The organism is Parabacteroides distasonis ATCC 8503, from assembly GCF_000012845.1.
GTDB classification, from domain to species: Bacteria; Bacteroidota; Bacteroidia; order Bacteroidales; family Tannerellaceae; genus Parabacteroides; species Parabacteroides distasonis.
This window is the reverse complement of the sequence record NC_009615.1, coordinates 2,781,166-2,807,496: the sequence shown is the minus strand read 5'-3', so window position 1 is coordinate 2,807,496 and position 26,331 is coordinate 2,781,166. Positions and strand designations below refer to the sequence as shown.

The 26,331-nt window shown below is 44.7% G+C and carries 34 protein-coding genes and 1 pseudogene; 33 read left to right on the top strand and 2 right to left on the bottom strand.

The annotated features are described in order from the left end of the window. Nucleotides 1-19 precede the first annotated feature (19 nt). The 8 genes from recQ to mutL all read left to right on the top strand — a co-directional run bounded on the left by recQ (nt 20) and on the right by mutL (nt 11,620). Complete coding sequence (gene recQ / locus BDI_RS11965; RefSeq protein WP_005853936.1) at nt 20-2,200, top strand: DNA helicase RecQ; 2,181 nt, start codon at nt 20-22, stop codon at nt 2,198-2,200. Nucleotides 2,201-2,414: 214 nt separating this feature from the next. Further along, entirely contained in the window at nt 2,415-3,890 is a 1,476-nt protein-coding gene (guaB, locus tag BDI_RS11960) for an IMP dehydrogenase (protein WP_005853938.1), read from the top strand. A gap of 108 nt (nt 3,891-3,998) precedes the next feature. Next, nucleotides 3,999-5,585, top strand: coding sequence for a peptidylprolyl isomerase (locus tag BDI_RS11955; RefSeq protein WP_022192248.1), 1,587 nt, complete (start codon nt 3,999-4,001; stop codon nt 5,583-5,585). Between the two features lie 13 nt (nt 5,586-5,598). Next, entirely contained in the window at nt 5,599-6,453 is an 855-nt protein-coding gene (locus tag BDI_RS11950) for a hypothetical protein (protein WP_011966835.1), read from the top strand. 25 nt (nt 6,454-6,478) lie between these two features. Beyond that, complete coding sequence (locus tag BDI_RS11945; protein ID WP_008778716.1) at nt 6,479-7,843, top strand: peptidylprolyl isomerase; 1,365 nt, start codon at nt 6,479-6,481, stop codon at nt 7,841-7,843. Continuing rightward, on the top strand, nt 7,840-9,441 hold the full coding sequence (locus BDI_RS11940) for an OstA-like protein (RefSeq protein WP_005853946.1): 1,602 nt from the start codon (nt 7,840-7,842) through the stop codon (nt 9,439-9,441). The genes BDI_RS11945 and BDI_RS11940 overlap by 4 nt, the downstream gene beginning before the upstream one ends. A gap of 29 nt (nt 9,442-9,470) precedes the next feature. Beyond that, nucleotides 9,471-9,773, top strand: a complete 303-nt coding sequence (locus BDI_RS11935; RefSeq protein ID WP_005853948.1) for a hypothetical protein — start codon at nt 9,471-9,473, stop codon at nt 9,771-9,773. Then, nucleotides 9,773-11,620 (top strand): DNA mismatch repair endonuclease MutL, encoded by a 1,848-nt coding sequence (mutL, locus tag BDI_RS11930; protein WP_005853950.1) that lies wholly within the window; start codon nt 9,773-9,775, stop codon nt 11,618-11,620. The genes BDI_RS11935 and mutL overlap by 1 nt, the downstream gene beginning before the upstream one ends. Nucleotides 11,621-11,788: 168 nt before the next feature. Here the strand turns inward: mutL and BDI_RS21355 are convergent. Further along, nucleotides 11,789-11,896: pseudogene (locus BDI_RS21355) on the bottom strand (hypothetical protein); the annotation flags it as partial. Then, nucleotides 11,850-12,740, bottom strand: coding sequence for a VapE domain-containing protein (locus tag BDI_RS21350; protein ID WP_011966834.1), 891 nt, complete (start codon nt 12,738-12,740; stop codon nt 11,850-11,852). The pseudogene BDI_RS21355 and the gene BDI_RS21350, both read right to left, overlap by 47 nt. A gap of 314 nt (nt 12,741-13,054) precedes the next feature. Between BDI_RS21350 and BDI_RS11920 the strand changes: the two genes are divergently transcribed. The 25 genes from BDI_RS11920 to rplO all read left to right on the top strand — a co-directional run bounded on the left by BDI_RS11920 (nt 13,055) and on the right by rplO (nt 26,329). Next, nucleotides 13,055-13,651, top strand: coding sequence for an HU family DNA-binding protein (locus tag BDI_RS11920; protein WP_008779936.1), 597 nt, complete (start codon nt 13,055-13,057; stop codon nt 13,649-13,651). 219 nt (nt 13,652-13,870) lie between these two features. Further along, the gene (gene rpsL / locus BDI_RS11915; RefSeq protein ID WP_005853956.1) at nt 13,871-14,281 is read left to right on the top strand and encodes a 30S ribosomal protein S12; all 411 of its coding nucleotides are present in this window, start codon (nt 13,871-13,873) and stop codon (nt 14,279-14,281) included. Nucleotides 14,282-14,434: 153 nt separating this feature from the next. Beyond that, nucleotides 14,435-14,911 (top strand): 30S ribosomal protein S7, encoded by a 477-nt coding sequence (gene rpsG, locus BDI_RS11910; protein ID WP_005853957.1) that lies wholly within the window; start codon nt 14,435-14,437, stop codon nt 14,909-14,911. Between the two features lie 22 nt (nt 14,912-14,933). Then, a complete protein-coding gene (gene fusA / locus BDI_RS11905) occupies nt 14,934-17,060 on the top strand; it encodes an elongation factor G (RefSeq protein WP_005853959.1) in 2,127 nt (708 codons plus the stop codon). Nucleotides 17,061-17,082: 22 nt separating this feature from the next. Then, nucleotides 17,083-17,388: a 30S ribosomal protein S10 gene (gene rpsJ / locus BDI_RS11900; protein ID WP_005853961.1), complete on the top strand. Its 306-nt coding sequence runs from the start codon at nt 17,083-17,085 to the stop codon at nt 17,386-17,388. 19 nt (nt 17,389-17,407) lie between these two features. After that, nucleotides 17,408-18,025, top strand: coding sequence for a 50S ribosomal protein L3 (rplC, locus tag BDI_RS11895; protein ID WP_005853963.1), 618 nt, complete (start codon nt 17,408-17,410; stop codon nt 18,023-18,025). Further along, nucleotides 18,025-18,654, top strand: a complete 630-nt coding sequence (gene rplD, locus BDI_RS11890) for a 50S ribosomal protein L4 (RefSeq protein WP_005853966.1) — start codon at nt 18,025-18,027, stop codon at nt 18,652-18,654. The genes rplC and rplD overlap by 1 nt, the downstream gene beginning before the upstream one ends. Nucleotides 18,655-18,665: 11 nt before the next feature. Further along, nucleotides 18,666-18,959: a 50S ribosomal protein L23 gene (gene rplW, locus BDI_RS11885; protein ID WP_005853968.1), complete on the top strand. Its 294-nt coding sequence runs from the start codon at nt 18,666-18,668 to the stop codon at nt 18,957-18,959. Between the two features lie 8 nt (nt 18,960-18,967). Beyond that, on the top strand, nt 18,968-19,792 hold the full coding sequence (gene rplB / locus BDI_RS11880) for a 50S ribosomal protein L2 (RefSeq protein ID WP_005853970.1): 825 nt from the start codon (nt 18,968-18,970) through the stop codon (nt 19,790-19,792). 20 nt (nt 19,793-19,812) lie between these two features. After that, nucleotides 19,813-20,082 (top strand): 30S ribosomal protein S19, encoded by a 270-nt coding sequence (gene rpsS, locus BDI_RS11875; protein ID WP_005634738.1) that lies wholly within the window; start codon nt 19,813-19,815, stop codon nt 20,080-20,082. A gap of 52 nt (nt 20,083-20,134) precedes the next feature. Next, on the top strand, nt 20,135-20,545 hold the full coding sequence (gene rplV, locus BDI_RS11870) for a 50S ribosomal protein L22 (RefSeq protein WP_005853972.1): 411 nt from the start codon (nt 20,135-20,137) through the stop codon (nt 20,543-20,545). A 7-nt stretch (nt 20,546-20,552) separates the two neighbouring features. Next, the gene (rpsC, locus tag BDI_RS11865) at nt 20,553-21,287 is read left to right on the top strand and encodes a 30S ribosomal protein S3 (RefSeq protein WP_005853974.1); all 735 of its coding nucleotides are present in this window, start codon (nt 20,553-20,555) and stop codon (nt 21,285-21,287) included. 20 nt (nt 21,288-21,307) lie between these two features. After that, nucleotides 21,308-21,742 (top strand): 50S ribosomal protein L16, encoded by a 435-nt coding sequence (gene rplP, locus BDI_RS11860; protein ID WP_005853976.1) that lies wholly within the window; start codon nt 21,308-21,310, stop codon nt 21,740-21,742. A gap of 5 nt (nt 21,743-21,747) precedes the next feature. Then, nucleotides 21,748-21,945, top strand: coding sequence for a 50S ribosomal protein L29 (gene rpmC, locus BDI_RS11855; RefSeq protein ID WP_005853979.1), 198 nt, complete (start codon nt 21,748-21,750; stop codon nt 21,943-21,945). Between the two features lie 9 nt (nt 21,946-21,954). Further along, nucleotides 21,955-22,212, top strand: a complete 258-nt coding sequence (rpsQ, locus tag BDI_RS11850; protein WP_005853980.1) for a 30S ribosomal protein S17 — start codon at nt 21,955-21,957, stop codon at nt 22,210-22,212. 1 nt (nt 22,213) lies between these two features. Next, nucleotides 22,214-22,579 (top strand): 50S ribosomal protein L14, encoded by a 366-nt coding sequence (rplN, locus tag BDI_RS11845; RefSeq protein ID WP_005853982.1) that lies wholly within the window; start codon nt 22,214-22,216, stop codon nt 22,577-22,579. Between the two features lie 19 nt (nt 22,580-22,598). Beyond that, entirely contained in the window at nt 22,599-22,919 is a 321-nt protein-coding gene (gene rplX, locus BDI_RS11840) for a 50S ribosomal protein L24 (RefSeq protein ID WP_005853984.1), read from the top strand. Then, nucleotides 22,919-23,476, top strand: coding sequence for a 50S ribosomal protein L5 (rplE, locus tag BDI_RS11835; protein WP_005853986.1), 558 nt, complete (start codon nt 22,919-22,921; stop codon nt 23,474-23,476). The genes rplX and rplE overlap by 1 nt, the downstream gene beginning before the upstream one ends. 6 nt (nt 23,477-23,482) lie before the next feature. Continuing rightward, nucleotides 23,483-23,752 carry a 30S ribosomal protein S14 gene (gene rpsN, locus BDI_RS11830; protein ID WP_005853988.1) on the top strand — a complete coding sequence of 90 codons (270 nt, stop codon included), beginning with the start codon at nt 23,483-23,485 and terminating at the stop codon, nt 23,750-23,752. Nucleotides 23,753-23,810: 58 nt separating this feature from the next. Next, nucleotides 23,811-24,206 (top strand): 30S ribosomal protein S8, encoded by a 396-nt coding sequence (gene rpsH / locus BDI_RS11825; protein ID WP_005634758.1) that lies wholly within the window; start codon nt 23,811-23,813, stop codon nt 24,204-24,206. Nucleotides 24,207-24,222: 16 nt separating this feature from the next. Continuing rightward, nucleotides 24,223-24,774 (top strand): 50S ribosomal protein L6, encoded by a 552-nt coding sequence (gene rplF, locus BDI_RS11820; protein ID WP_005853990.1) that lies wholly within the window; start codon nt 24,223-24,225, stop codon nt 24,772-24,774. A gap of 21 nt (nt 24,775-24,795) precedes the next feature. Then, nucleotides 24,796-25,140 (top strand): 50S ribosomal protein L18, encoded by a 345-nt coding sequence (rplR, locus tag BDI_RS11815; RefSeq protein ID WP_005853992.1) that lies wholly within the window; start codon nt 24,796-24,798, stop codon nt 25,138-25,140. Next, nucleotides 25,140-25,658, top strand: coding sequence for a 30S ribosomal protein S5 (gene rpsE, locus BDI_RS11810; RefSeq protein WP_008773758.1), 519 nt, complete (start codon nt 25,140-25,142; stop codon nt 25,656-25,658). The genes rplR and rpsE overlap by 1 nt, the downstream gene beginning before the upstream one ends. An 18-nt stretch (nt 25,659-25,676) precedes the next feature. Beyond that, a complete protein-coding gene (gene rpmD / locus BDI_RS11805; RefSeq protein WP_005853996.1) occupies nt 25,677-25,853 on the top strand; it encodes a 50S ribosomal protein L30 in 177 nt (58 codons plus the stop codon). A 29-nt stretch (nt 25,854-25,882) separates the two neighbouring features. Next, on the top strand, nt 25,883-26,329 hold the full coding sequence (gene rplO, locus BDI_RS11800; protein ID WP_005853999.1) for a 50S ribosomal protein L15: 447 nt from the start codon (nt 25,883-25,885) through the stop codon (nt 26,327-26,329). The last annotated feature ends 2 nt before the right edge of the window (nt 26,330-26,331 follow it).

Genomic DNA, 26,331 nt, shown 5'->3' with positions numbered 1-26,331 from the left:
ACTATAAATAATACGAAGTATGGCAAAGAAGGATCATTTAACAGAAGAGCTAAATCGGCACTTTGGCTTCGGTACCTTTAAGGGGAACCAGAAGGCTATTATTGAGAACGTGCTGGCCGGGAAGGATACTTTTGTATTAATGCCGACGGGGGGAGGTAAATCTCTTTGTTATCAATTACCATCCATACTAATGGAAGGAACCGCGATCGTGATATCTCCGTTGATCGCTTTGATGAAGAATCAGGTGGACGCGATGCGGAATTTCAGTGAGGAAGATGGGGTCGCCCATTTTATCAATTCCTCTTTGAATAAGTCGGCTATCGACCAGGTGAAATCGGATATATTATCAGGACGTACCAAGTTGCTGTATGTAGCACCGGAGTCCTTGACCAAGGAAGAGAACGTGGATTTTCTGCGTCAGGTAAAGATCTCTTTCTATGCGGTGGACGAGGCGCATTGTATCTCGGAATGGGGACATGATTTCCGTCCGGAATATCGAAGAATCCGTCCGATTATCAATGAGATCGGTAAACGTCCGTTAATCGCTCTGACCGCTACCGCTACACCTAAGGTGCAGCACGATATCCAGAAGAATCTGGGTATGATAGACGCTACAGTCTTTAAATCATCCTTCAACCGCTCTAATTTGTATTATGAGGTTCGTCCGAAAGGAACGAATATAGACCGCGAGATCATTAAGTATATTAAAGCCAACGAGGGTAAATCGGGTATCGTATATTGTTTGAGCCGTAAAAAGGTGGAGGAATTTGCCGACATCTTGAAAGCCAACGGGATAAAGGCGTTGCCTTACCATGCGGGAATGGATTCGCAAGTACGTTCCGCCAATCAGGATGCCTTCCTGATGGAACAGGCGGATGTGATCGTGGCTACGATCGCTTTCGGTATGGGTATCGACAAGCCGGATGTCCGTTATGTGATTCATTACGATATCCCGAAGAGCCTAGAAGGTTATTACCAGGAAACCGGTCGTGCCGGTAGGGATGGCGGAGAAGGCCAATGTATCGCTTTCTATGCTTATAAGGACTTGCAAAAATTGGAGAAATTCATGCAAGGAAAGCCCGTGGCCGAACAGGAAATCGGCAAACAGTTGCTTTTAGAGACTGCAGCCTATGCCGAGACTTCCGTCTGCCGGAGAAAAGTGCTATTGCATTATTTCGGTGAGGAATACCTGGAAGATAATTGTGGTAATTGTGATAATTGTTTGAACCCAAAGAAGCAGGTGGAAGCGAAGGAATTGTTAAGCGCGGTACTGGAGGTTATCAGTACGTTGAAAGAAAAGTTTAAGGCAGATTATATCGTAAATATTTTGGTAGGTAACGAAACCTCCGAAATCCAAAATTACAAGCACAATGAATTAGAGGTCTTCGGTTCCGGACAGGACGAGGATGATAAAACTTGGAACGCCGTTATTCGTCAGGCTTTAATCGCTGGCTATTTAGCGAAGGATATTGAGAATTATGGTTTGCTGAAAATCACGGAAAAAGGTAAGGAGTTCATGAAGAAGCCGGTATCGTTCAAGATTACCGAGGACAATGAATTCGAGGAAGAGGAAGAGGAAGTTCCGGTTCGTGGGGGCGCCTCTTGTGCGGTAGACCCGGTTCTTTATTCCATGATGAAGGATTTGCGTAAGAAATTATCCAAGCGGTTGGAAGTTCCGCCTTTCGTGATTTTCCAAGATCCCTCTTTGGAGGCTATGGCTACTACTTATCCGATCACGTTGGACGAGTTGCAGAATATCCCGGGAGTGGGCGCTGGTAAGGCGAAACGTTATGGCAAGGAGTTCATTGAGTTGATCAAGAAACATGTAGAGGAGAACGAGATTGAGCGTCCGGAGGATTTGCGCGTACGTACGGTCGCTAATAAGTCCAAGTTGAAGGTCTCAATCATTCAGCGGATCGACCGTAAGGTGGCGCTGGACGAGATCGCGTTGACTAACGGACTTGAGTTCACCGAGCTTTTGGATGAGATCGAGGCGATCGTATATTCCGGTACACGTATCAATATCGATTATTTCTTGAATGATGTGATGGATGAGGATCATATCGAGGATATTTACGAGTATTTCAAGGATTCGGAGACCGACGGTCTGGAAGACGCCATTGAGGAATTAGGCGGTGACTATACGGAAGAGGAGATTCGCTTGGTCCGTATCAAGTTCTTGTCTGAAATGGCAAACTAATGGGAGGGTGGCCCGGTTCCACTCTAAAGAAAAAACAAATAAAGAAGCTTATTGTTCCTTCCGAAAGAGATTTATTTTTCCTTCGGAAGGAATTTTGTTTTCGTTCGGATGAAAGTTTATTTTCTTCCGAATCGAATTTTTAATTTCTCCCGTATCAATTTATTGCGTGAAAAGTCGTATATTTGCGCGCAATAATTTTTAAAGCATAAGTTCTATGTCATTTATTGCAGACAGGGTAGTTATGGATGGGTTAACGTTTGACGATGTATTGTTAATCCCAGCTTATTCGGAAGTTCTTCCTCGTAATGTCGATCTCACGACAAAGTTTTCACGTAATATCACATTGAATATACCGATGGTGTCGGCCGCTATGGATACGGTTACCGAGGCCAAGTTGGCTATCGCTATCGCCCGTGAGGGAGGTATTGGTGTGATTCATAAAAACATGACGATCGCCGAGCAGGCAAAGCAGGTCCAGACCGTTAAACGTGCGGAGAATGGAATGATCTATGATCCGGTGACTATCACGAAGGGCAAGCGTGTGGCGGATGCCTTGGCAATGATGGCTGAATATAAGATTGGCGGTATTCCCGTGGTGGATGAAGGCGGGTATTTGGTAGGTATCGTGACAAACCGTGACTTGCGTTTCGAGAAGGACATGAACCGTTCTATCGACGAGGTGATGACGAAAGAGAATTTGGTCGTAACCGGACAATCTACGGATATGGAGGCCGCCGCTCAGATCCTTCAGGAACATAAGATCGAGAAGTTACCGGTGGTCGATAGCCATAATAAGTTGATCGGCTTGATTACCTATAAAGATATAACGAAAGCGAAAGATAAACCGAAGGCTTGCAAGGATTCGAAAGGTCGTTTGCGTGTAGCTGCCGGTGTAGGCGTTACGTTCAATACCTTCGAGCGTGTAGCCGCTTTGGTGGATGCCGGGGTGGATGCTTTGGTGATCGACACGGCACATGGTCACTCAAAAGGTGTGGTGGATGTCTTGAAACAGATTAAGGCGCAATATCCGCATATTGATTGTGTGGTCGGTAATATCGCTACGGGCGAGGCTGCTAAATATTTAGTGGAAGCCGGGGCGGACGCCGTGAAGGTAGGTATCGGTCCGGGTTCGATTTGTACAACTCGTGTGATCGCTGGTGTGGGTGTTCCCCAGTTGTCGGCTATTTACGATGTGGCGAAGGCGTTGGAAGGAACTGGTGTGCCTTTGATCGCCGACGGTGGCTTGCGTTACTCCGGTGATATCGTGAAGGCGATCGCCGCTGGTGGATCTTCCGTGATGATGGGATCTCTGTTGGCGGGTGTAGAGGAGTCGCCGGGCGATACGATTATCTTCAATGGCCGAAAGTTTAAGTCTTACCGTGGAATGGGGTCGTTGGAAGCTATGCAAAAGGGGTCCAAGGATCGGTATTTCCAAGATGTGGAGGACGACGTGAAGAAGCTGGTTCCGGAGGGAATCGCTGCCCGTGTTCCGTTTAAGGGTTCTTTGTATGAGGTCATTTACCAAATGGTAGGTGGTTTACGTGCGGGAATGGGTTATTGCGGGGCTCATAATATCGAGGAGTTGCATAAAGCTCGTTTTACTCGAATCACCAACGCAGGTGTGCAAGAGAGCCATCCGCATGACGTAGCGATCACGCAAGAGGCTCCGAATTATAGCCGCGGTGAATAGTAATACAAGTTTTACGTTTTATAAAAAACACTAATTTAATGGGATAGCATACTTTTCTTGTCGGCTCTCCGTTAGATTAGTGTTATTTTTGTAATGTATATTCGTGCTATGGTAAAAGAATTTTTGATGAAAAAGTTACTTATTTCATTAGGGGTATTCGCTTGTGTGACAGTTAACGCTCAAACCGCATCCGATTCGGTCGTTATGACGGTCGCTGGAAAACAAGTGCCTTTATCTGAATTTATTTTTATCGCGGAGAAGAATGGAGAGGTGGATTTATCGAATACAAAGTCCGTCAAAAACTATGTCGAGCTATTTAAAAATTTTAAGCTAAAAGTAGCGGAGGCGGAATCTTTAGGGATCGACCAGACATCCTCATTCAAAAGTGAGCTGGATGGATACCGGGCTCAGTTGATCGATAGCTATATGTCGGATAAGGAGGGTGAGAAAGCGGCTGCCCGTGCGGTATATGACCGTGGGGATCACTCGGTAGAGTTGACCCACATCTTATTCCGTTTGCCGGAGAAGACGGTCTCCAAAGATACGGTAGCTGTATATCAAGAAGCCATGCGAGTATACGAACGTCTCCAGAAAGGAGAGGATATGGAAACAGTCGGAAAAGCTTTGGCCGAGAAGGATAAGGAGCATGTCGCTTGCGAATATGTACGTTGCTTGCTCCCGATGCAATCCCTAAAAGTGTTTGAGGATGCCGCCTATTCCTTGCCGATTGGCGTGGTGTCTGAACCGGTTCGCACGAAATTAGGATTTCATTTGATAAAAGTCCATAGTCGTAAACCCAATCCGGGGCGGATACATGTCGCTCATATCTTGATCGCCTTCCCGAAAGATTCCGCTATTCAGGACTCATCGGCTTTTCTGGCAAAAGCGCAAGCTATCTATAAGCAAGTACAAGAGGGAGCTGATTTTGGCGAGTTAGCGAAAGAATATTCTGGGGATGCTGCTTCCGCTAAGAAAGAGGGAGTATTACCTTGGTTTGGGGTAGGCGAGATGGTCCAGCCTTTTGAGCAAGCCGCTTTTGCGTTGAGCAAGCCGGGTGATTTATCCGAGGTGGTGGAAACTCGTTTTGGTTACCATATCATTAAGTTGATCGATAAGAAGGGACGCCCTTCGTTTGAGGAAGAGGAAAAAGCTTTGTCGAGACGTATGGGGCAGGGTGAACGTAACTTCGAGTTATATAAAGCTTTCGACGATCGTATGAAAAAAGAATACGGATACGTTTTCTATCCGGAAGCCTATGCGGAGCTGCAAGCGTTATGTAATGATTGTTTCCCCACGGACGAGGCGTTTTATGAGAAAGCGAAGGATATGAACAAGACGCTTATGCAATTGGATGGAAAGGATTTCCCGCAAGCGGAGTTCGCTTATTATATCCAACGTTGTCCGTTCTCGACAAAAACGTATGCGGGTGATTTTATGCAAGAGATCTATGATTTGTTTATCCGCGATATCGTAACGACCGCCGAGCGTAAGAATCTGGAGACAAAACATCCGGAGATCCCTCATTTGATGCAGGAGTACCGGGATGGGATTCTGTTGTTTGAGGTCAGCAACCGGGAGATCTGGAGCAAACCCTCCGCCCAGCAGAAGGTGTTGGAAGCGAAGTGGATTGCGGATTTGAATAAAAAATATCCGGTGACTGTCAACTGGAAATTATTGAAGAAACTAAAGAAATAAAATAAAGATAGATATGAGGATAGTCTTCATGTTCCTAACGTTCGTTGTGTTGTTGGGTGCCTGTAAAGGTTCTCAGCCAGCTGATACTACGGATGTCTTGGTTAGCGTGAAAGGACGTACCCTAAATCGTTCGGAGGTGAATAAGCTAATACCCCGGGGGATTTCCTCCGCAGATAGTCTGTTGCTGGCCGAGGGCTTTACCAAGAAATGGGTAAAGGATGTATTGGTGTACGATGTGGCTTTGCGTAACTTAGGGGATGAGAAAGAGGAGGTCGATAAATTGGTAGAGGAGTACAGGCGTTCCTTGGTTCGTTACCGTTATCAGGAACGATTGGTGGAGGAGAAGCTGAAAACTGATATCCGGGAAAGTGATAAATTAAACTATTACGAGGAAAACCAGAAAAAGTTTATCTTGGATAAAGGCTTGATCAAGGGATTATTCTTGAAAATCCCGGTTGATGCCCCGGGACTTACCGACGTCAAAAAGTGGTACAAATCCACAGATGTGGCCTCTTTAGAAAAAATTGAGAAGTATAGTGTGCAAAATGCCACGATTTATGAGTACTTTTACGACAAATGGGTTGATTTCGATGAGGTAATGGATAATATACCGATCCATGTGTCGAATCCGAATGCGTTTCTGAAGGCGAATAAGTATGTTGAGGTGGCGGATAGCAGTTATTGTTATCTGTTGAATATCAAGGAATATTTACCTTTCGGCAGTGTGGAGCCATATGATTATGCCAGTTCGCACGTCACGGAAATGCTGGTCAACCAACGAAAAGTTGAATTCTTGAAAAAATTTGAAGACGAGTTATATAACGATGCGATCCGGAGCGGTGACGTGGAATTCCATTCCGAGCCGTGATCTCTAATTTTATAAATGGGTAGACATGATGAAAAAGATTTTAAGTGTATTCTTTCTTGCCTGTTGTTCTTGCATTGTAATGGCGCAAGACAATGTGATCGATGAAATTGTGTGGGTGGTAGGAGATGACGCTATTTTACGTTCGGATATTGAGACGCAGCGTTTGTATAATCAAAATGAGGGGGTCCGTTTGGATGGCGACCCGTATTGCGTGATCCCGGAGCAGATGGCGATACAGAAACTATATCTGAATCAAGCTAAGATCGATAGTATTACCGTGAACGAGAACCAAGTGATCCAGAGCGTGGATCAATGGATGAACATGGCTGTGAACCAAATCGGGTCTCGCGAGAAATTGGAGGAATATTTCGGTAAGAAATTTTCCCAGATCAAGGATGAGCGTAAGGAGATGGTGCGGGAGCAGCAGGTAGTGCAACAGATGCAGCATCAATTGATCGGCGAGATCAAGCTGACACCTTCCGAGGTGCGTAAATATTTCAGCCAGTTGTCTCAGGATAGCCTGCCGAACATCCCTACGACTGTAGAGGTGCAAATCGTTACCTTGGAACCGAAGATTCCGTTTGAGGAAACAGACGCCATCAAGGCCCGCTTACGTGATTTCACGGAGCAAGTTAATTCCGGTAAGATGGAATTCTCTACGTTGGCTCGTTTGTACTCGGAAGATCCGGGTTCGGCGTCTCGAGGAGGGGAGTTAGGTTTCATGAGCAAGACACAGCTGTTGCCGGAGTTCGCGAACGTTGCGTTCAACTTGAAAGACCCGAAACGTGTCTCCCAGATCGTACAGACGGAGTATGGTTACCATATCATCCAATTGATCGAGAAGCGTGGAGACCGTATCAACTGCCGCCATATCTTATTGAAACCGAAGGTTTCCGATAAGGAGTTGGCGGATGCTACCACTCGTCTGGATTCATTGTACAATGATTTGCAGGCGAATAAGTTCACGTTTGAGGAAGCCGCTACATTCGTCTCTTATGACAAGGATACACGTAATAATAAGGGTTTGATGGTAAACCAAGATTACGAGAGCAGCAATATGGGAACCCCTAAGTTCGAGATGCAAGAACTTCCGCAGGAAATCGGTAAGGTGGTATATGGCATGAAAGTCGGAGAGATCTCCAAGCCTTTTACCATGTTGACGAACAAGCAGAAAGAGGTAGTAGCTATTGTTAAGCTGAAAGCTCGGACGGAAGGACATAAGGCGAATTTGGCCGATGACTTCCAAGCTTTGAAAGCGATCGTAGAGGCTAAGAAACGTGAGGAATTATTGAACGACTGGATCACGAAGAAACAAAAATCAACCTACGTGCGTATTAGTGACGGTTGGAGGAATTGTGATTTCAAATATCCGGGTTGGATTAAGGAATGAGACTAATTAACAGGTTATTTCTAGCGCTCTTATCGTGTGCTTTATCGGTTGGCGTATTTGCGCAAACGCAAGATAGCACGGTGGTAGCCGCCAAAGATAGTGTCGCTCCCAAGAAGACGAAGGTCTTTTTGGAGCATGCGAATACGCTTTCGTTCGATAAGGAGAGGAACGCCGAGGCTCAAGTACTGAATGGTGATGTTTGTTTTCGCCATGATAGTTCGTATATGTATTGCGATAGCGCATATTTCTTTGAGCAGACCAATTCCTTGGAAGCGTTTAGTAATGTCCGGATGGAACAAGGGGATACCTTGTTCGTGTATGGAAATTACCTGTTTTACGATGGAAATACCCAGATCGCTTATTTGCGGGAGAATGTCCGCATGGAGAATGGGCAGGTTACCCTGTTTACGGATAGCTTGAACTATGAGCGAATCCCGGATATCGGATATTATTTCGACGGAGGTCTGATTGTCGATTCCTTGAATCAGCTCTCTTCTTTTTATGGGCAATATTCGCCTAGTACGAAATTGGCTATCTTCAATGATAGCGTCCGTCTGGAGAATGAGCAATTCACGTTGTATTCCGATACCTTGCATTATAATACGGACTCGAAGATCGCCACGATCCTCGGACCATCCATAATCGTCTCGGATAGCGGCACGATCTATTCTTCCAGAGGTTGGTACGATACCGTGAATAATACCTCTTTGCTATTGGATCGTTCTCAGGTGGTTTCCGGCGACCGTATCTTGACGGGCGACTCTATCGCCTACAACCGGGAACTGGGTTTTGGGGAAGCGTTCGGTAATATGAGTCTGCAAGACACGGCGCAGCATGTCATGCTGGAAGGCCAATATGGCTTTTACAATGAGAAGAGCGAGTATGCTTTCGCTACGGATAGCGCCCGTTTCTTGGAATTCAGCCAAGGGGATACATTGTTTCTGCATGGTGATACCTTGAAGATGACTACGGTGGACTCCCTTTACCGGGAAGTAAAAGCTTATTACGGCGTCCGTTTCTATCGGACGGATATGCAAGGTGTTTGCGATTCGATGCAGTTTAATACAAGAGACTCTATATTATATATGTATACGGACCCTATCGTTTGGAATGAACAGTATCAGATCTATGGGGATACGATCTTGATATTTATGAATGATAGCTCGATCGATTTCGCTCACGTGAAGCAATTCGCTTTCGCAATACAGCAAATCGATTCTACCGCATTCAATCAATTAAAGGGAAATGACTTGAAGGCTTATTTCGAGGGACAGGTCGTGAATCAGATCGATGTGTCGGGCAACGCCGAATCTATATTTTTCCCCTTGGAGAAGGACGGTTCGATGGTCGGCATGAACGAGACCAAAAGCGGTTTCCTTACGATCTGGCTAAAAGACAATAAGTTGGATAAACTGAAAATCTGGCCGACTCCAACAGGTACGATGACCCCTATTCCTGATTTGAAGCCCGACCAGAAATACTTGAAAGACTTTTATTGGTTTGATTATATCCGTCCTAAAGACAAGGATGATATTTATCAGGTCGTGAAAAGAAAAGCTCAAGATGCTCCGAAAAGAAGCAATAAATTCGTACATTAGCGTCGTATTCATAATTAATAGGTAAAGCTATGGCACTTTTCTCGTTTTATAACATGCGCAAGCCGCGTCAATTTGATCATAAGCCTATTTATTGGGACCCCCATAAGGAAGCCTTGGAGGAACGTATAAGCAAGGTCAAACGTGAAATGGGTGTAGAGGAGCCGTTGGAGGAATATAAGCCGCATATCAAGGGAACTTTCATTGAAGGTACCTCGCATCTGAAGAAAAGCGTGGGGCGAGGCGAGGATTCCCGGGCTCGTAGGTATAAGAATGTGAAACTGGCGGTGGCCTTGGCGGTCTTGGCTGCTTTCTTTTGGTATTTGTTCTGGTAATGAGCGATATCATTCATTTACTTCCGGACCATATCGCCAATCAAATCGCGGCGGGAGAGGTGATTCAACGTCCGGCCTCTGTCGTTAAAGAGTTGGTCGAGAATGCGGTGGACGCTGGCGCTTCCAATATCCAAGTGAACATTAAGGATGCGGGTAAGACATTGATACAGGTGATCGATGACGGGAAAGGTATGTCCGAGACGGATGCTCGCATGGCTTTTGAGCGGCACGCTACTTCTAAGATTTCTACGGCCGAGGATTTATTCTCTTTGCATACGATGGGTTTCCGAGGTGAGGCATTGGCCTCTATCGCCGCTGTCGCCCATATAGAGTTGCGTACCCGGGCTAGAGGGACCGAGCTTGGCACTTGCCTATCCATCGCGGGTTCCAATCTGGAGAGTATCGAGCCGGAGGCTTGTAACGAGGGAAGTATCTTCTCGGTAAAGAATCTTTTCTTTAATGTTCCCGCCCGCCGGAAATTCTTGAAGTCGAATGAGACGGAATTCCGGAATATCATCAATGAGTTCGAGCGAATCGCCTTGGTGAATCCGCAGGTGGGTATGTCTCTTTATCATAATGATGCGGAGATATTCAATCTGCCCGAGTCGGGGTTACGTCAGCGCATCATTAATATATATGGTAAGAGTTTAAACCAGAAGTTGCTCTCTCTGGATGCCCAAAGTTCCATGGTGACTATTTCCGGTTTCGTGGGGCGTCCGGACTCGGCGAAGAAGCGAGGGGCATTGCAGTTTTTTTTTGTGAATGGTCGTTATATGAAGCATCCTTATTTCCATAAGGCGATCATGCAGGCCTATGAGCAATTGATTCCTGCCGGGGATATGCCGAATTATTTTGTTTATTTCACGTTGGATCCCTCCTCGATCGATGTCAATATCCATCCGACAAAGACGGAGATTAAGTTTGAGAACGAGCAACCGATCTGGCAGATCTTGATGGCCGCTACCCGGGAGGCGTTGGCTAAATCGAGCGCTATCCCTACGATTGATTTCGATGTGGAGGACGCGATCGATATTCCTGTTTACAACCCGGTCAAGAAAAGTGAGCCTAGTACTTATAAGGCCCCGAAAGTGCAAGTGGATTCCAGTTATAATCCGTTTGACACTACTTCCTATAAAAAACCGGAATTCGATTGGTCTAAATTATATCAAGGGTTTGAGAACGACCGAGTGGCTGTCCAACGGGAGTCCGAGACTTTCGAGGATGCCCCGATCGAGGAATTGCCGGCCGAGGCTTCGGATCCGGAAAAACTGTTTACGGAGGTAAGCAATCCTTGCTATCAATATAAAGGGCGATATATCGTGACATCCTTGAAATCGGGTCTGGCGATTATTGACCAGCATCGTGCGCATGTGCGTATCTTGTTTGACCAATACCTGTCGAATATCCGTCAGCAACAAGGTGTATCCCAACAAGTCTTATTCCCGGAGATCGTAGAGTTTACCGCTGCCGAGGCGGCTGTACTGCCTTCCTTATTGGAGGATTTGTGCTTCGTCGGCTTTGATCTGAGCAATCTGGGAAATGACAATTACGCGATCAATGGCCTGCCCGCCGGTATAGAGAACCTTGATCCGGTAAATTTGGTAAAGGATATCGTGGACCGGGCGATCGAGACCGGATGCGCAGTGCATGAGAAAATCTGCGAGGCCATCGCCTTGTCTTTAGCCAAAGCCGCCGCTATCCGTCCCGGCAAATCCTTATCCTTGGAAGAGATGGATCATCTGATCGCCTCCCTGTTCTCTTGTTCGGACTCGAACCTGACCCCGGATGGAAAGACGATTATCTCCATGCTGACAGATGAGGAGCTGGAGAGAAGATTTAAGTGCTAGGGATGATTTCGATGACATAGGTTTCACGGCTGCATTTACATTTAGGTTTCCTGGACATGCGGCCCGGAAGCAGGCGTGGAACACATCTTCCTCGATCGGACGTTTATAGAAAGCCTCATTCGATCGCATGATCGCCTCCTCCTTTGCGGAGGTGAACCAATGGCGCTCTCCTTTTTGTAACTCGTTTTTCAGCTGGGCGTAGATTTGATCATGCTCGATACCTTCGCAATTAATCTTGCTTTGCACCTCCACGCATAGGAAACGGCGGCTTCCCGTGGGGTCGCTTAATAGGTTCTTCTGGTTCGTAGTGCCAATAAATGAGGCTAGGCGGGGTAGGGGGGGAATGCTTGGCGTGTGCCTTGCGTACGTTCATTCCGGCCATCTGCATCCAATTTTTCAGTAAAGCCATTTTACGGTCGGGCAACCGGTCGAACTCATCGAGGTTGATGAGTCCGAACAATCCAAGCTTCTGCTCCATTTGCGTCGAGGCGCTAAGGTCTACGCTATCCGTGTAATAGCGGACTAGCGAAGAAGGCATCAGCGACTTGCAAAAGGTAGACTTCTGACATCCTTGACGCTCGCTGACTAAAATGGGAGCCAAGCTATTTGCGTGCATTCGGTCCGAACCCATCCATTGCGAGGCCAAGGCGAGCATCCAGCGATGAAACCCCTCCACCCATAACGGTTCTGAGGAGACCCGTCGTGCCAGATCGCTTACCCGGTCTTTCCCGTCCCATTCGGGTAACCACTCCATATATTGCCGGAAAGGATGATACTCTTTTACTTCTTTTGAATATACGAAACGATTCACATCCCGATCCCTGCAATCGATCCCCGTCCGTCTTGCCTCCATGCAAATGCTATTTAGGTCACGTTGCGTCACCGGATAGAAGCGATCCGTTTCCAATTGTTTGTATCGATATTCAGTCTCCTCGCTCAACAAGTTGAAGTGGAATTCGATCCGTTCTTGGAGGAAAGTCTCCAGACTCTTTTGAAGGATAGAGTTGCTGTTGCTCGATCGTTTCGCTTTACCTTCGTTTGGGTGTGGTACGGTGATCGACCCGTCCGGTTTTAAGAAGCGAAGCCATAATTGGCCTAAAAAATCCAATACAGTTTTCATGACGCTATGTTTTAGAGGTTGTTTTTACTGTTTCATTTTGCGGATATAAGCTGTTAACTTGCGGTTTTCCAAATGTTTATATTGTCATTTGAAATAAAAGTAATCTGTGCGAAATACTAGGGAAAACTATTGTTTAAGTGGTATGGATGTAGTACCTTTGTTAAGTGCTTATAATCTTTTCACCTATGTGAAAAGAACGTATCACAATCATGAAACGATCGTTTCACATAGGTGAAAAGATCATATCACCCTTGTGAAATGACTAATAGCATACGATGTTTCGATGAATAACCTTTTAATCTCATACTAGATATATGGCAGCAAAATATGACTTTTACAAGACTCCGGTATCGAAGGACAGCACGAAGCGTCCTCGTTTTCACGCACGTATCGTATCATCCGGCACGATCGATACGGATGATCTGGCCAAACGTATCCATGGACGGTGTACCGTCACGCCGGCAGACGTAGCCGCCGTGCTTATCTCTTTAAGCGAGGTGACAGCGGAATATTTGCGTGAAGGAAAACGTGTACATATCGATGGGTTGGGGTATTTGCAAGTCACGTTGCAATGCCCGGCCGTACAATCCACGCACGAGATACGTGCGGAGTCCATCCGTTTCAAGTCCGTGGCTTTCCGTCCCGAGGTAGAGCTGAAAGATAGCTTGAAGACGATGACGCTGGAACGAGCCAAGTACAAATCCCATTCCCGCCAATTGGAGCCTGATCGTATCGACCAATTGCTCGCGAGTTATTTTGCCGAGCATGAATATATGACCCGTGTCGCCTTCCAGCGGCTTTGCGGCCTGACGAGCAGTACGGCCAGCCGCCGCCTGCATCAATTTGTCGAGGCGGGTAAATTGCGTGATATCGGCACCCGCCACCAGTCGCTTTACGTGCCAGTGAGGTAAATAGAGATAGTGAATGTTAAATATTAATAAATACGGCTAGGGCCTACCTTGCCAAACGGGAACAAATATGTACCTTTGCACCGTTTTTAGTGCGGAGTATACGAAAAAAACAGGCACAACTTATTGATTGTCCGAAAATAATGCGTAACTTTGCGGCTCGAAATAGGAAAAGATTAGATAAATAATAATAACACATTCAAAGTTTAAAAAAAGAAAGAAATGCCTACAATTCAGCAATTAGTTAGAAAAGGAAGGGAAACTTTGGTGGAGAAGGGTAAATCACCCGCATTGGACGCTTGTCCTCAAAGACGTGGCGTTTGCGTACGTGTTTACACTACGACTCCGAAGAAACCTAACTCTGCAATGCGTAAAGTAGCGAGAGTACGTTTGACAAATGGTAAGGAAGTTAACTCCTATATTCCGGGAGAAGGACACAACTTGCAAGAGCACTCTATCGTATTGGTACGTGGTGGTCGTGTAAAGGACCTTCCGGGTGTGCGTTATCACATCGTACGTGGTACGTTGGATACAGCGGGTGTTAACGGCCGTACGCAAAGACGTTCCAAATATGGAGCTAAGCGTCCGAAACCGGGTCAAGCAGCAGCTGCCGCAAAAGGTAAGAAGAAGTAATTAATTACATGCCTTCAAACTGAGATTTAAATTTAAGTATTAAAACAGGTTTGAGTTATTTGGATAGGCTATAAGGTTGAGTAAATGGTTCAGCGGAACCGTTGAAGACAAATTAAAGGCAACCAACGACAAGAACAAATTTTTGAAAACAAAATGAGAAAAGCAAAACCAAAGAAAAGACAGATCCTTCCGGATCCTGTTTTCGGTGATGTAAAGGTTACGAGATTCGTTAACCATTTGATGTATGATGGCAAGAAAAATACTGCCTTCGAAATTTTCTATTCCGCTTTGGAAACCGTTAAGGGCAAATTGCCTAACGAGGAAAAGTCCGCTCTCGAAATTTGGAAAGCTGCGCTTGATAACATTACTCCTCAAGTCGAAGTTAAGTCACGCCGTGTAGGTGGTGCTACATTCCAAGTCCCTACTGAAATCCGCCCGGATCGTAAAGAGTCAATTTCTATGAAGAACCTTATTATCTTCGCTCGTAAACGTGGAGGTAAGACTATGGCTGACAAGTTGTCTGCAGAGATTGTAGATGCTTTCAATAACCAAGGTGGCGCATTCAAAAGAAAAGAAGATATGCACCGTATGGCTGAGGCTAACCGTGCGTTCGCTCACTTCAGATTTTAATTTTTAAGGCAATAAAAAGAATATGGCAAACAACGATAAGCAATTGATGTTCACTAGGAACATCGGTATCATGGCTCACATTGACGCTGGTAAGACAACGACTTCTGAACGTATCTTGTTTTACACAGGTTTGACACACAAGATCGGTGAGACTCATGATGGTACTGCTACAATGGACTGGATGGCGCAGGAGCAGGAGCGTGGTATCACGATTACTTCCGCTGCTACGACTACATTCTGGAACTATTTGGGCAACCGTTATAAAATCAACTTGATTGACACTCCGGGACACGTTGACTTCACGGTTGAGGTTGAACGTTCTCTTCGTGTATTGGATGGTGCTGTTGCTACATTCTGTGCCGTAGGTGGTGTTGAGCCCCAGTCTGAGACTGTATGGCGTCAGGCTGATAAATATAATGTACCTCGTATCGGTTACGTTAACAAGATGGACCGCTCGGGTGCTAACTACTATGAGGTAGTACGCCAATTGAAGGACGTATTAGGAGCTAATCCTTGTCCGATCCAGATCCCTATCGGAGCTGAGGAGACTTTCAAGGGTGTTGTCGACTTGATCAAGATGAAGGCTATCTTCTGGCACGATGAGACTATGGGTGCCGAGTATAGCGTAGAGGAGATCCCGGCAGACTTGCAAGCTGAGGCTGAGGAGTGGCGCGACAAGATGCTTGAGGCTTTGGCTGAGTGCGACGACGCTATCATGGAGAAATACTTCGATGATCCTTCTACGATCACGGAAGAGGAGATCATGGTTGCTATCCGCAAGGGTACGTTGGCTATGCAGATCAACCCGATGACTTGTGGTTCTTCTTTCAAGAACAAAGGTGTACAGACTTTATTGGATGCAGTTTGCGCGTTTTTGCCTTCTCCTGAAGATACTCCGGCTATCGAGGGTACGGATCCTTCAGATCCTGATAAAATAATCACTCGTAAACCTTTGTTCGAGGAGCCATTGACGGCGTTGGCATTTAAGATCGCTACCGACCCGTATGTAGGTCGTTTGTGCTTCTTCCGTGTATACGCAGGTTCTATCAACGCTGGTTCTTATGTGTTGAACACTCGTTCCGGAAAGAAAGAGCGTATCTCCCGTTTGTTCCAGATGCACTCTAACAAGCAGAACCCGATGGAGGTGATTGGTTGTGGTGATATCGGAGCAGGTGTTGGTTTCAAGGATATCCGTACAGGTGATACGCTTTGCGACGAAAACCATCCGATCACATTGGAGTCTATGGAATTCCCGGAACCGGTTATCGGTATCGCTGTAGAGCCTAAGACTCAGAAAGACATGGATAAGTTGGGTATGGGCTTGGCTAAGTTGGCCGAGGAGGATCCTACTTTCCGCGTACAGACAAACGAGGAGACAGGTCAGACCGTTATTAGCGGTATGGGTGAGCTTCACTTGGATATCATCATCGACCGTTTGCGTCGTGAGTTCAAGGTTGAATGTAACCAAGGCCGTCCGCAGGTTACTTATAAGGAGGCTATCACGCAGCCGGTTGAGCTTCGCGAGGTTTACAAAAAGCAATCTGGAGGTCGTGGTAAGTTCGCTGATATCATCGTTCGTATGGAGCCGGCTGACGAGAGCTTCGAGGGTACTTTGCAATTCATCGATGAGGTGAAGGGTGGTAACATTCCTAAGGAATTCATCCCGTCCGTACAGAAAGGTTTCGAGAAGGCTATGAAGAACGGTGTGTTGGCAGGTTATCCGCTTGACAAGCTGAAAGTGACTTTGATCGATGGTTCTTTCCACCCGGTAGACTCAGACCAGTTGTCTTTCGAGATCGCCGCTATCCAAGCGTTCAAGAACGCTTCCGCCAAGGCAGGTCCTGTATTGATGGAGCCGATCATGCAGATGGAGGTTGTTACTCCAGAAGAGAGCATGGGTGACGTTATCGGTGACTTGAACAAGCGTCGTGGACAAGTTGAGGGTATGGAGACTAGCCGTACGGGAGCCCGTATCGTGAAGGCTAAGGTTCCATTGGCTGAGACATTCGGTTATGTGACAGCTTTGCGTACGATTACTTCAGGTCGCGCTACATCTTCAATGCAGTTCTCACACTACGCTCAAGTATCCTCTTCTATCGCTAAGCAAGTATTGACAGAGGTGCAAGGTCGCGTTGATTTGATCAAATAATATTTAGAAACATATAATAAATATGAGCCAAAAGATCAGAATTAAATTGAAGTCTTACGATTATTCTCTGGTAGACAAGTCTGCCGAGAAGATCGTAAAGACGGTAAAGGCTACAGGTGCTATCGTTAGCGGTCCTATACCTCTTCCTACGCACAAACGTATCTTTACAGTGAACCGCTCTACTTTCGTTAACAAGAAATCTCGTGAGCAGTTCGAACTCTCTTCTTATAAGAGATTAATCGATATCTATAGCTCAACTGCGAAGACAGTTGACGCTTTGATGAAGCTAGAATTACCTAGCGGTGTAGAAGTAGAAATTAAAGTGTAAGTTTTTAACAATTAGTGAAATGCCAGGATTATTAGGAAAAAAAATCGGAATGACATCCGTTTTCAGTGCCGAGGGAAAAAATCTTCCATGCACTGTTATCGAAGTGGGTCCTTGTGTGGTTACACAGATCAAGACTTTGGAGAAAGATGGCTACGAAGCTGTACAGTTGGGTTTCCAAGAGAAGAAAGAGAAGCACACGACACAGCCTGAGATGGGTCACTTCAAGAAAGCCGGTGTAGCACCTCAAAGACACTTGGCCGAGTTCAAGAATTTCGAAACTGAGTACAAGTTGGGTGACGTGATCACTGTAGATTTCTTGGAAGACGCAGGTTTCGTGGATGTAGTGGGTACATCAAAAGGTAAAGGTTTCCAAGGTGTAGTAAAACGTCATGGTTTTGGTGGTGTAGGTCAGACTACTCACGGTCAGCATAACCGTGCTCGTAAGCCGGGTTCTATCGGTGCTTGTTCTTACCCCGCAAAGGTATTTAAGGGCATGCGAATGGGCGGCCAGATGGGTAACGAACGTGTAACCGTTCAGAATCTTCAAGTGATCAAGGTAATGCCGGAACACAACCTTTTATTGGTAAAGGGATCTGTTCCAGGAGCAAAAGGTTCAATCTTATTAATTGAAAAGTAATGGAACTGAGCGTATTTAATATTAAAGGTGAAGATACCGGAAGAAAGGTAACTTTGAACGATGCGATCTTCGGCATTGAACCCAACGATCATGCTATTTACTTGGACGTAAAGCAGTATTTGGCAAATCAACGTCAGGGAACGCATAAGTCTAAAGAGAGAAGCGAAGTATCTGGTAGTACACGTAAGCTGATCCGTCAGAAAGGTGGTGGTGGCGCACGTCGTGGTGATATCAACTCTCCGGTGTTGGTTGGTGGTGGCCGTGTATTCGGTCCGAAGCCTCGTGATTATGAGTTCAAGCTGAACAAGAAAGTAAAATCTTTGGCTCGTAAGTCAGCATTGAGCTACAAGGCAAAGAACAATGCGATTGTTGTCGTAGAGGATTTCACAATGGAAGCTCCTAAGACTAAAGAATTTATAACAATTGCTAAAAACTTGAAAGTGGCTGATAAAAAGTTACTTATGGTTTTACCGGAGAAGAATAATTTAGTATATTTGTCCGCTCGAAATTTAGAGAAGGCAAGTGTAATAACTGCTTCTGAACTAAATACATACGCTGTGTTAAACGCTGTTAATTTGGTTTTAACGGAAAGTTCAGTCGCTGTTGTTGAACAAAATTTTAAAGCATAAGGAGTAGAATAATGGGAATTATTATTAAGCCTATAGTAACTGAGAAACAAACAGCGATCACAGAGAAATTTCCGAATCGCTATGGTTTTCGTGTTTCTCCTGATGCCAACAAATTGGAGATTAAGAAAGCTGTAGAGGATATGTACAGTGTTACAGTAGTTGATGTTAACACCATCAACTACTCTGGAAAGCGTAAAAGCCGTTATACAAAATCAGGTATCATCAACGGCAAGCAAGCTGCTTTCAAGAAAGCGATCGTAACGTTGAAAGAAGGAGAAACAATTGATTTCTTTAGTAATATCTAAAAAGAGAAATGGGAATACGTAAATTAAAGCCCACGACACCGGGGCAGAGACACAAAGTTATTGGTGCATTTGATAAAATCACTGCAAGTACACCAGAGAAGTCTCTTGTAGTAGGTAAGAAGAGTACAGGTGGACGTAACAACACTGGTAAGATGACAATGCGTTATATCGGTGGCGGTCACAAACAAAAGTACAGAATTATCGATTTCAAGAGAAACAAAGATGGCATTCCTGCGACAGTAAAGTCTATCGAGTATGATCCTAACCGTTCATCTCGTATCGCTTTGTTGTATTATGCGGACGGGGCAAAGAGCTATATCATCGCTCCGAACGGATTGGAAGTTGGCCAAACAGTGGTTTCAGGTAGCGACGCCGCTCCTGAGGTAGGTAATACTTTGCCTATGGCAAATATTCCCGTTGGTACTATTATTCACAATATTGAGCTTCGTCCTGGACAGGGTGCCAAAATGGTACGTTCCGCAGGTGCATTCGCTCAGCTGACTTCAAAGGAAGGCGCTTATGCGATTATTAAGATGCCTTCTGGTGAAACTAGAAAGATTCTTGCGGCTTGTAAGGCTACAATTGGCGCAGTTGGCAATTCAGACCATGCTCTTGAAAAATCAGGTAAGGCCGGTCGCTCTAGATGGTTAGGTCGTCGTCCTCGCAACCGTGGTGTTGTTATGAACCCGGTTGATCACCCAATGGGTGGTGGTGAAGGTCGTTCTTCCGGAGGTCATCCTAGATCCCGTAATGGCTTATATGCTAAGGGCTTGAAGACTAGAGCTCCTAAGAAGCATTCTTCAAAGTATATTATTGAAAGAAGAAAGAAATAATCTGATTAATTAAGTAAACTATGAGTCGTTCGCTAAAAAAAGGCCCGTATATTAATGTAAAGCTTGAGAAGAAAGTTCTGGCAATGAATGAGTCAGGAAAGAAAGCCGTAGTTAAGACATGGGCAAGAGCTTCAATGATTTCGCCTGATTTCGTAGGCCATACTATTGCAGTTCATAATGGAAATAAATTTATTCCTGTTTTCGTAACCGAGAATATGGTAGGCCACAAGTTGGGAGAGTTCTCACCGACACGTACTTTCCGCGGTCACGCCGGTAACAAGAAGAAATAATATCGGTAGTAACAGGAATTCAGGAATCTGAAAATAAAAAGAATCGAATAAAATGGGTGCTAGAAAAAGAATATCAGCTGAAGCAAGAAAAGAAGCCCAAAAGACCATGTATTTCGCGAAGTTGAACAATGTTCCTACCTCTCCTCGTAAGATGCGTTTGGTAGCAGACATGATTCGCGGTATGGAAGTATTCCGTGCGCTTGGTGTTTTGAAGTTTTCTAACAAGGAAGCTGCAGCAAGAGTAGAAAAATTGCTTCGTTCAGCAATCGCAAACTGGGAACAGAAAAATGAACGTAAAGCAGAAGCAGGAGAGTTATGCGTATCTTCAATCAGCGTTGATTGCGCTACTACGTTGAAGAGAATGCGTCCGGCTCCTCAAGGAAGAGGTTACAGAATTCGTAAACGCTCGAACCACGTAACTCTGTTTGTTGATACACTTAGTAAAAACGATAGTCAAAATTAATTTGTAGATGGGACAAAAGGTTAATCCGATTAGTAATCGTTTAGGAATTATCCGTGGTTGGGATTCCAATTGGTATGGCGGTAAGAATTACGGGGATACTTTGCTGGAAGATAGCAAAATCCGTAAATATTTGAATGCCCGTCTTGCAAAAGCTAGTGTATCTCGTATCGTTATTGAACGTACGCTTAAGTTGATCACGATCACTGTTTGTACGTCACGTCCGGGTATCATCATCGGTAAAGGTGGTCAGGAAGTTGATAAGTTGAAGGAAGAGTTGAAGAAGATCACTGATAAAGAAGTGCAGATCAACATCTTCGAGGTGAAGAGACCTGAATTGGACGCTGTTATCGTAGCAAACAACATCGCACGTCAGCTTGAAGGTAAAATCGCATATCGTCGTGCGGTAAAGATGGCTATCGCCTCTACCATGAGAATGGGCGCCGAAGGTATAAAGATTCAAATCTCTGGTCGTTTGAATGGCGCTGAAATGGCTCGTTCGGAAATGTATAAGGAAGGAAGAACTCCGTTGCACACTCTTAGAGCAGATATCGACTATGCTTTGGCTGAGGCCTTGACAAAAGTTGGTTTGCTGGGTGTTAAGGTTTGGATCTGCCGTGGTGAGGTTTATGGCAAGCGCGATCTTGCTCCTTCTTTCACTGCTGCCAAGGAGACAGGCCGTAGAAACGACAATGCCGGTGGCAACAGAGACAAGAACTTCAAGAGAAAAAGAGCTAATCGTTAAACGTTAGAATTTAAGTAGAGATGTTACAACCAAAGAAAACCAAGTTCAGAAGACAGCAGAAAGGTCGCATGAAGGGCGAAGCTCAACGTGGCAACCAGCTGGCCTTCGGTTCTTTTGGAATAAAGTCATTAGAGAATAAATGGATTACCGGTCGTCAGATCGAGGCTGCCCGTATCGCCGTTACACGTTATATGCAACGTCAGGGGCAGGTTTGGGTTCGTATCTTCCCGGATAAGCCAATCACGAAGAAGCCTGCAGAGGTTCGTATGGGTAAAGGTAAAGGTAATCCTGAGGGATTTGTTGCGCCTGTTACTCCGGGTCGTCTGATTTTCGAGATCGAAGGTGTTCCCTTTGATATCGCTAAGGAAGCGTTGCGCCTTGCCGCACAAAAACTTCCGGTTACAACCAAGTTTGTTGTGAGACGTGATTATGACATGCAAAATCAAAATGCGTAATTGTTATGAAGATTGCAGAAATTAGAGAACTAAGCACGAAAGAGTTGCTAGAGAGAGTAGATGCAGAGGTTGCGGCCTATGATCAGAAGAAGATTAACCATAGCATCTCGCCTATGGATAATCCTTCTCAGATTAAACAGCAACGCAGATTGATTGCGCGCATGAAAACAGAATTGCGCCAGAGAGAACTTAACAACAAATAATTGAGCCTGATGGAAACTAGAAATTTAAGAAAAGAAAGAACGGGCGTGGTAACGAGCAACAAGATGGATAAAAGCATCACGGTTGCCATTAAATGGAAGGAAAAACACCCCATTTATGGAAAGTTCGTTAATAAGACGAAGAAATATCATGCTCACGACGAAAATAACGAATGCAACATTGGCGATACCGTAAAGATTATGGAGACTCGTCCTTTGAGCAAGACTAAAAGATGGAGATTAGTTCAAATAATCGAAAGGGCTAAGTAAGATGATACAACAAGAATCAAGACTAGTAGTAGCAGATAACAGTGGAGCTAAGGAAGCTTTGTGTATCCGTGTTTTGGGCGGAACGAGAAAGCGTTATGCCACTGTAGGTGATGTGATCGTAGTAGCAATCAAAAGCGTAATCCCAGCTAGCGACGTTAAGAAGGGTGCTGTTTCTAAGGCTATCATCGTTCGTACTAAGAAAGAGATCCGCCGTCCGGATGGTTCTTATATCCGTTTCGATGATAACGCTTGCGTATTATTGAATGCCGGTGGCGATATCCGTGGTAGCCGTATCTTCGGTCCGGTTGCCAGAGAGCTTCGTGCAACAAACATGAAAATTGTATCACTTGCACCTGAAGTGCTTTAATCTCGTAAAATTTAAAGTAATGAGTAAATTACATATCAAAAAAGGCGATATAGTATTTGTTAATGCCGGCGAGGACAAAGGTAAGACAGGTCGTGTTTTACAGGTACTTGTAAAAGATAATCGTGCGATTGTCGAAGGTATTAATGTGGTATCAAAGCATACCAAGCCTAATGCGAAGAATCCTCAAGGAGGAATCGAAAAGAAGGAAGCTCCTATTCATCTTTCTAACCTTAACGTGGTTGACCCGAAATCTGGTAAAGCTACACGTATCGGCCGTAAGTTGAATGAGAAGGGTGCTTTAGTGCGTTATTCTAAAAAATCAGGGGAGGAAATTAAGTAATGAGCAATACTGCCAGTCTTAAGAAAGAATACCAAGACAGAATTGTTCCTGCCTTAACGAAGGAGTTCGGTTACAAATCCGTGATGCAGGTACCTGTTTTGAAGAAAATCGTGATTAATCAGGGATTAGGTATGGCTACGGCTGACAAGAAGATCATCGATATCGCTATCAGCGAGTTGTCTACGATCACTGGTCAAAAAGCTGTCGCTACCGTATCTAAAAAGGATATCTCTAACTTTAAGTTGCGTAAGAAGATGCCGATCGGTGTGATGGTGACATTACGTCGTGAGCAGATGTACGAGTTCTTGGAGAGACTTGTTCGTGTCGCTCTTCCTCGTATCCGCGACTTCAAGGGAATTGAGAGTAAGTTAGACGGAAGAGGCAATTATACACTCGGTATTCAGGAACAAATCATTTTTCCTGAAATAAATATCGATAATATTACCAAAATATTGGGAATGAATATTACCTTTGTGACCTCTGCGAAAACAGACGAAGAAGGTTATGCTCTTTTGAGAGAATTTGGATTGCCTTTTAAAAACGGAAAAAAAGACTAAGTAGTTATGGCTAAGGAATCAATGAAGGCCCGTGAGGTTAAAAGAGCAAAGCTTGTTGCTAAGTATGCCGCTAAAAGAGCTCAGCTTAAGGCAGAAGGTAACTATGAGGCTTTGCAGGCTTTACCTAAAAATGCTTCTCCTGTACGTTTGCACAACCGTTGCAAGATTACAGGACGTCCGAAAGGGTATGTACGCCAGTTCGGTATTTCTCGTATCCAATTGCGTGAAATGGCATCTAATGGTTTAATCCCGGGTGTAAAGAAAGCAAGTTGGTAAGAGTTTTTTTAGTTTAAATATTGTCCGGGTGGCCGGATCAATTTAATTAATTATTTATATGACAGATCCTATTGCAGATTATTTGACAAGATTGCGTAACGCAATCAAAGCGAAGCACAGAGTTGTTGAGGTGCCGGCGTCAAATTTAAAGAAAGAGATCACTAAGATCCTTTTCGACAAGGGCTACATTCTTAATTTTAAGTTTGTAGAGGATGGTCCTCAAGGTACGATCAAGATCGCCTTGAAGTATGACCTAGTAAACAAAGTTAATGCGATTAAGAAACTTGAGAGAGTTTCTACGCCCGGTTTGCGTAAGTACACTGGTTACAAAGAAATGCCGAGAGTATTGAATGGTTTAGGTATTGCTGTTCTTTCTACTTCTAAAGGTGTGATGACTGACAAAGAGGCCCGCGATCTGAAGATCGGTGGCGAGGTATTATGTTACGTTTATTAATTAGGAGGGAAGAAGAATGTCAAGAATAGGAAAATTACCAATTCATGTACCGGCTGGTGTTACAGTTACAATTAAGGATAATGTAGTAACAGTTAAAGGCCCTAAAGGTGAACTTGTACAGGAAGTGAATCCTGATATTAACGTTACTTTGGAAGACGGAGTTATCCATTTAACAAGACCTACTGATGATAAGAATCATCGTGCGTTACACGGTTTGTATCGTTCTTTGATCAACAACATGGTTGTTGGCTGCTCAGAGGGATATAAGAAGGAGCTTGAGTTAGTAGGTGTTGGTTACCGTGTTTCAAATACAGGTCAGTTATTGGATCTTTCTTTAGGTTATACTCACAATATCTATTTGCAGTTGCCGAAGGAAGTGAAAGTTGAGACGAAGTCTGAGAGAAATAAGAACCCTCTTATTATCCTTGAATCGGCTGACAAACAATTATTAGGTCAGATTTGTGCGAAGATCCGTTCATTCAGAATGCCTGAACCGTATAAAGGTAAGGGTATTAAGTTCGTAGGTGAAGAGATTCGCAGAAAGTCTGGTAAGTCAGCAGGTAAGTAATCTACGTAAACTGAAATTATCATGACAACGAAGCTAGAAAGAAGATTAAAAATAAAAGCAGGCGTACGCGGCAAAATCTCAGGAACTACTGAGCGTCCGCGCCTGACTGTGTTTAGAAGCAACAAGCAAATCTACGCACAGGTGATAGATGATACTACAGGCAAGACTTTAGCCGCTGCTTCATCTTTGAAATTAGATGTTAAGGCTCCGAAAAAGGAGATCGCTGCTAAGGTTGGTGAATTAATCGCTAAAGGCGCTCAGGAAGCTGGCGTTCAGACAGTGGTTTTCGACCGTAATGGTTACCTGTATCACGGGAGAATTAAAGAATTAGCAGATGCTGCACGTAACGGCGGCCTTAAATTTTAATGAAGATGGCAAATAATAGAGTTAAATCGACCAACGACTTAGAGTTGAAGGACAGACTGGTTGCAATCAACCGTGTAACTAAGGTTACAAAAGGTGGACGTACATTCAGTTTTGCTGCTATCGTTGTAGTAGGAAACGAGGATGGTATCGTTGGCTGGGGATTAGGTAAAGCCGGTGAGGTAACGACAGCTATCGCTAAAGGTGTAGAAGCTGCTAAGAAGAACTTGATCAAGGTTCCGGTACACAAAGGTACGATCCCTCACGAACAATTAGCTAAATTCGGTGGTGCTCAAGTGCTGATTAGACCGGCATCTCACGGTACCGGTGTTAAGGCTGGTGGTGCTATGCGTGCCGTATTGGAGAGCGTAGGTATTACAGACGTTTTGGCAAAATCTAAAGGTTCTTCCAACCCTCATAACTTGGTGAAAGCTACTATCGCTGCGCTAGGTGAGTTGAGAAGCCCGTTCGATGTTGCTCAGAACAGAGGTGTTGCTGTTGAAAAAGTATTTAGAGGTTAATTAGGGGGGGATAAGTTTATGGCGACTATTAAAGTAAAGCAAGTTAAAAGTAGAATTAAATGCCCGAAAGACCAAAAGAGAACGCTTGACGCACTAGGGCTGAGAAAGATGAACCAGATTGTAGAGCATGAAGCTAATCCGGCGATCTTAGGTATGGTTGAGAAAGTGAAACATTTGGTTTCTGTAGAAAAGTAATAATTGGTTGAAAAAATAAATTATACGATATGAATTTATCAAATTTAAAACCGGCTGAAGGATCTACCAAGACCAGAAAAAGAATCGGACGTGGTCCGGGTTCAGGATTAGGCGGAACTTCAACAAGAGGTCATAAAGGTGCCAAGTCTAGATCTGGCTACAAGAACAAGATTGGTTTCGAAGGTGGTCAGATGCCTATTCAAAGACGTTTGCCTAAATTCGGTTTCAAGAATATTAACCGTGTAGAATATAAAGCTATTAATATCGATACTTTGCAACAAATGGCAGAGGCTAAGCAATTGACTAAGATTGGTATTAATGAATTGATGGAGGCTGGTTTCATCTCTTCTTCTCAAGTGGTTAAAATTCTTGGTAACGGTAGCTTGACCGCTAAGTTAGAGGTTGAGGCTCACGCTTTCTCTAAGAGCGCAGAGGCAGCTATCCAAGCCGCAGGTGGAACAGTCGTTAAACTCTAAGT